This window comes from Corallococcus sp. CA053C (genome assembly GCF_003611675.1).
Taxonomy (GTDB): domain Bacteria; phylum Myxococcota; class Myxococcia; order Myxococcales; family Myxococcaceae; genus Corallococcus.
In genome coordinates this window covers 1-5,429 of the sequence record NZ_RAWA01000538.1, presented here as the reverse complement: position 1 = coordinate 5,429, position 5,429 = coordinate 1, and the positions used below count along the sequence as shown (strand labels likewise).

The 5,429-nt window shown below is 70.5% G+C and carries 5 protein-coding genes; 2 read left to right on the top strand and 3 right to left on the bottom strand.

The window, feature by feature from the left end; translation table 11 throughout:
- Positions 1-2,363 (top strand): PQQ-dependent sugar dehydrogenase (locus D7V97_RS39400; RefSeq protein ID WP_120615724.1); only part of this gene is annotated, 2,363 nt, incomplete at its 5' end.
- Positions 2,364-2,469: 106 nt separating this feature from the next.
- A complete protein-coding gene (locus D7V97_RS39395; RefSeq protein WP_120615723.1) occupies positions 2,470-3,786 on the top strand; it encodes a hypothetical protein in 1,317 nt (438 codons plus the stop codon).
- A gap of 71 nt (positions 3,787-3,857) precedes the next feature.
- On the opposite strand, the gene D7V97_RS39390 is transcribed toward D7V97_RS39395, so the two are convergent.
- Genes D7V97_RS39390 through D7V97_RS39380 form a run of 3 tightly spaced genes read right to left on the bottom strand, consistent with a single transcriptional unit; the run spans position 3,858 to position 5,366 of the window.
- Complete coding sequence (locus tag D7V97_RS39390) at positions 3,858-4,100, bottom strand: hypothetical protein (RefSeq protein WP_147445167.1); 243 nt, start codon at positions 4,098-4,100, stop codon at positions 3,858-3,860.
- 30 nt (positions 4,101-4,130) lie between these two features.
- The gene (locus D7V97_RS39385; RefSeq protein ID WP_120615721.1) at positions 4,131-4,619 is read right to left on the bottom strand and encodes a hypothetical protein; all 489 of its coding nucleotides are present in this window, start codon (positions 4,617-4,619) and stop codon (positions 4,131-4,133) included.
- Positions 4,620-4,625: 6 nt separating this feature from the next.
- The gene (locus D7V97_RS39380; RefSeq protein ID WP_120615720.1) at positions 4,626-5,366 is read right to left on the bottom strand and encodes a class I SAM-dependent methyltransferase; all 741 of its coding nucleotides are present in this window, start codon (positions 5,364-5,366) and stop codon (positions 4,626-4,628) included.
- Positions 5,367-5,429 lie beyond the last annotated feature (63 nt).

Here is a 5,429-nt window from a genome sequence, read left to right as displayed (position 1 = left end):
CCACAAGTGACGGCAGGCGGACCTCAGAAGGAGCGCGCGCTCATTCCGCCGTGGGCGCGGAGTTGGGTTCGCATGCGGTCGCCGGCGCCCTGGCACTCTCCGCGGGCCGCGTCCAGGCTCAGGACGGCGTCCTCCAGCCCGTGCCCTTCATCGACCTCCAGGGACGGGTGAACTCGCTCCATGACCGCGGGCTGCTGGGGCTCGCGGTGGATCCGGCCTTCGCCACCAATGGCTTCATCTACCTGCTCTACACCTATGACGACGATGCCACGGATGACCCCGGCCCCAAGACGGCGCGGCTGGCGCGCTACACCGCCGAGGGTGACTCGGCTTCGCCCGCGAGCGAGGTCGTCCTGCTCGGCACCACGGTGGGCAACTCCTGCAATGACTTCCCCGCGGGTGCGGATTGCATTCCTTCGGACAGCTCTTCGCACTCCGTGGGCAACCTCCGGTTCGCGCCGGACGGCACCCTCTTCGTGACGTCAGGCGATGGGGCCCGCTTCGACGCGGTGGACGACGACGCGCTGCGGGCGCAGAGCCTGGACTCCCTCGCGGGCAAGGTCCTGCGCATCACCCGCTCCGGCGCGGGCGTGGCGTCGAACCCGTTCTGGAACGGGGATGCCCAGGCCAACCGCTCCAAGGTGTGGGCGCTGGGGCTGCGCAATCCCTATCGCTTCAGCCTGCGCCCGGGCACTTCCACGCCCTACCTGGGCGACGTGGGCTGGAGCACCTATGAGGAGATCAACGTCGCGCTCCCGGGGGCGAACCTGGGCTGGCCCTGCTACGAGGGGCTCTTCCGCCAACGCGGCTACGAACCCAAGCCCGTCTGCCAGGCGCTCTATGCACGAGGGCCTGGCGCGGTGCGGCCTCCGCTGTACGTCTGGGACCACGGCGTCGGTCAGACGGCCACGGGCGGCGCCTTCTACACGGGCACCGCGTACCCGGAGGCGTGGCAGGGCGCCTACTTCTTCGGGGACTACAGCCAGCAGTGGATCCGCTCCCTGCGGGTGGATGCGAATGATCAGCTCGTGCCCGACAGCGTGACCGAGTTCGCGACCGGGGTGGGCGGGCTCGTCGAGCTCGGCATCGGGCCAGACTCCAACCTCGTCTTCGTGGACATCCTCGCGGGCGAGCTGCGCCGCATCCGCTACACGGTGGGCAACACGCCACCCGTGGCGGTGGCCTCGGCGACGCCGCGCGAGGGTACGCCTCCCCTCTTCGTGCGCTTCTCCAGCGCGGGCTCCAGCGACGCGGACGGTGACGCGCTCCAGTACCTCTGGGACTTCGGGGACGGCTCCCCCGTGTCGACGCTGCCCTCACCGGAGCACACGTATGTCGCGGCCGGCGCCTTCGTGGCCCGGCTGACCGTCAGCGACGGGCGCGGGGGCAGCCACTCCGCCACCGTGAGCCTCTCCGTGGGCAACCATGCGCCCGTCGTGGCCATCCACGCCCCTTCGGAGACGTTCCGCTTCAAGGTCGGCGACGTGGTGGCCTATTCGGGCTCGGCGAGCGACGCCGAGGACGGGCCCATTCCCGACGACCGGCTGGCATGGAGCATCACCCTGCGCCACTGCACCGCGGGGACCTGTCATTCCCACCCGTACTCCACGAGCACGGGAGCGACCGGGGCGTTCACCGTCCCGGACCACGGCGACGAGGTGCACTTCGAGCTCACGCTCACCGCGACCGACTCCATGGGGCTGACGGGCAGCCGGACCCTCACGCTGGATCCGCAGCTCGTGCAGGTGTGGCTCCAGACGTCACCGCCGGGGCTGGAGCTGGTGTTCGACGGCACGAGCGGACCGGCGCCCCGGGTCCGCCAGGTCATCGTCGGCTCCACGCACACCGTCTCCGCTCCGTCGCCGCAAGGCATCTATGAGTTCCTCGAGTGGTCGGACGGCGGGGCCGCGGAGCACGTCATCCAGGTCGGTGCGAGCGACGCCAGCTACACGGCCTCCTTCGATTCCGTCGCCCCCACGGAGTGCCCGGGCGGACAGTACCGGGCGGAGTACTTCGCCAACCGGGACCTGGCGGACTCCCCCGCGCGGGTGAGATGCGAGGGGTCGCCGCTCGCGCGCTTCTGGGGCACGGGCCAGCCCGTGCCGGAAGTGGGGTCCGACGACTTCTCCGTGCGCTGGACGGGACGGTTCTACTTCGCGTCGGGCCTGTACTACTTCCTCGCCCAGGCGGATGACGGCATCCGCGTGTTCGTGGATGGCTCCCGCATCATCAACGGGTGGAGGGACCAGTCGACCACCAGCTTCTTCGTGGGCCGCTGGATGCGCGCCGGTGAACACACGGTGGTCATCGAGTACTACGAGCACGGGGGCGATGCCGTGGCCGGACTCCGCTGGTATCGCTGAGCCCGGCACTCCGCGTCACCGCGGACCGGGCAGCAGTCGGAGGGCCCCCTCACGTCGGGTATCCGAAGTTGCACGGCGCTTCCCTCGCGGTGTCTGCTTCGGGCCCATGTCACGCAACACGCAGTGGAAGGTCGTCCTCTTCGGTGTCTCCGCCCTGGTGCTCGTCGTCGTGCTGGTCTTCGCCAGCGGGACGAAGGGCGCCCCCGGTGAGCCGTATCCGGAGCTGCGGGAGAAGGACGCGTTCGCCCAGCAGGCCCTGGAGGCCCTGCGTGCCACGGGCATCCCGGGCGCGCTGACCTACGACCCGGAGCGCTTCCTCATCCAGAGCACCGCCCCCGATGGCGGCCTGGGGATGGTGGTCTTCCTCTCCAACTTCCACCGCGAGTACCTGGCCACCGCCCCCGAAAAGCGCGGCGAGGTGCTCGCGCGGCTGGGACGGTCGGGCGCACTCCCGGAGGGCGCGGAGACCTACGCGCAGGCGCGTCCCCACCTCATGCTGGTGGTGCGCGCTCGCGACACCTTCGAGCAGTTCCCCCAGCAGTCCGGCGAGAAGGTGCCGGTGTCCTGGCAACCGCTGGGCGAGGTGCTGGCGGAGGCGCTCGTCCAGGACACCCCGGAGGCCATGCGCTACGTCTCCCCGGACGACCTGGCGCGCTGGGGCATCTCGTACGGGCAGGCCCACGCCGACGCGATGGCCAACCTGCGGCGGCTGGACTCCGTGCCGCTCACGCACCTGGCCCTGGGCACGTGCCTGCTCGCCACGAATGACAGCTACGGGGCCTCGCGGCTGCTGCTGGAGGACGTGATGAGCGGCTGCGAAGTGAAGGGCGAGCGGGTGGTGCTGGTGCCCAACAGGGACACGCTGCTCATCACCGGCGCCGAGGACGCGGAGGGCCTGCTCGAGGTCGCGGAGGCGGCCCTGGCGGGCCTCAAGGCGCCGCGCCCGGTGGACGGACGCGCGCTGCGCCTCACGGCCGACGGATGGAGGCCCTTCCTTCCCGAGCCGGGCAGCCCGTCGCGCAGTCTGCTGGAGAACCTCGCGTTCGCCAGCCGGGTGCGCGGCTACCAGGAGCAGACCGAGCGGCTCCGGCGGCAGCATGAAGCGGAGGGCTCCCAGCTCCACGTCGCGGGCTACGTCCCGGAGCAGGACGCGAAGGGGCGCTTCTTCGGCCAGGCCATCTGGTCCAACGACGGCGAGACGCTGCTGCCGCGCGCGGACGTCATCCTCTTCATGGACGCGGCGCTGGGCCCGCACGCGCCCCCGGTGGCCTCCGTGCGCTGGGACCTCGTGGTGCGCGACGCCGGGATGCTGCTGATGCCGGAGCTGGGGCTGTACCCGGAGCGCTACCGCGTGCGGGGCTTTCCCTCGAAGGAGCTGCTCCAGCGCTGGAAGGCCGACCCGACGGCCATGGACGTGCCCTGAGCCTGGGAGGGCCCTACGAAGTCACCGCGGACCGGTGCGCGCGCGAAGGCACACCGCTCCGCCGGTCCTTCCTAGTCGTGATGATCCTTCGGGCAGCAGCCGAGGGTGTCCTCGTCATGCTCACGCAGGTGGGCCTCGGCGCCGGGCGCACCGACGCAGAGCTCGATCGTCTTCGAGCCCTCCTCGTCGGGCGGCGCGTGATGGCAGACGCGGACCTTGTCGCCATTGTGGCCGCAAGCCACCGAGCAGTGCGGAGGCGGACAGTGCGGGCCGCCACCGTCATGCCCGCCACCCTCCCCGCCCATCGCCGACACGTTGCTCTGCGTAGCCTGGGCAAAAGGGCGCTACTCGCCCGTGGGCGCCGCGGCGGAGTTGACGTCTTCGGTCACGGACGAGTTCAGCGTCCAGGTGAGGCCATAGACCGAGCCGATGGCCCTGTACGTCGCGCGCTTCCCGCAGCCCGCGACGCCCACCGTGACGGGATCCAGGCGTGAGGTCTTGAGCTGTGCCCGCGCACAGCCCAGGTCGAACTCCGCGCGGGCCCTCACGTCGGGAACCCACGAGCACTGCCCCACCCTGCAGCGCAGCTCATAGATGCCTTCGGTGTCGCACCCGCTCATCTGATATTGATTCTCACCGAGGTAGTTCGGCGTCAGCTCCTCGGCGCACTTGAGATCCTTGGCGGCGAGCTTCTCCAGGTTCGCATAGCGGTTCGCGTTCAGGGACGGCCCCATCTGGGACAGGTCCACCTTGGAGTTGCTCCGGCTACCGCCGCAACCAGACACCAGGAACGCGACGCCCAGGCCCGTGACTGCCCATTGAGAGAGGTTCATGGGCGCTCATCTATCATCCGCGGCTCCGGGCTCGAAGCGTGCGAGGAACACCTTGAACTGAAGTGAGAGGAAGAGGGGGCGCGGTGCCACCAGTCCGGTCCGGGCGAGCATCGCGAACAGGGCGGCATCGGACTCAATGGGCCGCAGCTGCGCGAAGAGCTGGCGCCGACGCTCCAGCTGCTCCAGGGGCACGCCATACGCCCGCAGTCTCCGCAGCTCCACGTTCATCAACACAGGGTCGTTGCCGACGCGGCAGCCCACGACGAGCGGCGCTCCGGGCTTCAGCCGCCGGGTCACCTCGCGCAGCAATTCGAGGCGGGCCTCGTCGCCCTCCACATGGTGCAGGACGCCCATCATCTGCGCGCCGTCGAACAGGGGACCCGGAGGCAGGGTCTGGAGCGCTCCCACGTGCAGCTGCGTGCGTGAGAGCATTCCCTCGGCCTCCAGGCGGCTCCGGGCGACGGCGAGCATGGCGTCGGAGGGATCCACGCCCGTGAAGCGCCAGCCCGGCACGTTGAAGCGGGCGTAGGGCATCAGCTCCGCGCCCGTGCCCAGTCCCACGAAGAGCAGCGACGCCGCGTCCTGGCCGTCCAATTGGGCCGTCAATGCGCTGACGCCGAGCTCGTACAACGCCGGGGCACCGGCGAGGTTGACGGACGCCTGGGTGTCGTAGTGGGCGGCGCGGTCGGCGCCAAAGCCCGGGACGAGGTGATGGTGGGCGGAGGAGGCGGGGTGTTCGTGAGCCATGACGTGTCCTCGGGAGGCGGGCGATGAGACAGGAGGATGCGTCGGGCCCCCGATGAATGGGAG

What these genes read in the sequence shown, in the direction of transcription:
- D7V97_RS39380 (WP_120615720.1), bottom strand. Translation starts at nt 5,366, where the DNA reads ATGGCTCACGAACACCCCGCCTCCTCCGCCCACCATCACCTCGTCCCG.
- D7V97_RS39395 (WP_120615723.1), top strand. Translation starts at nt 2,470, where the DNA reads ATGTCACGCAACACGCAGTGGAAGGTCGTCCTCTTCGGTGTCTCCGCC.
- D7V97_RS39385 (WP_120615721.1), bottom strand. Translation starts at nt 4,619, where the DNA reads ATGAACCTCTCTCAATGGGCAGTCACGGGCCTGGGCGTCGCGTTCCTG.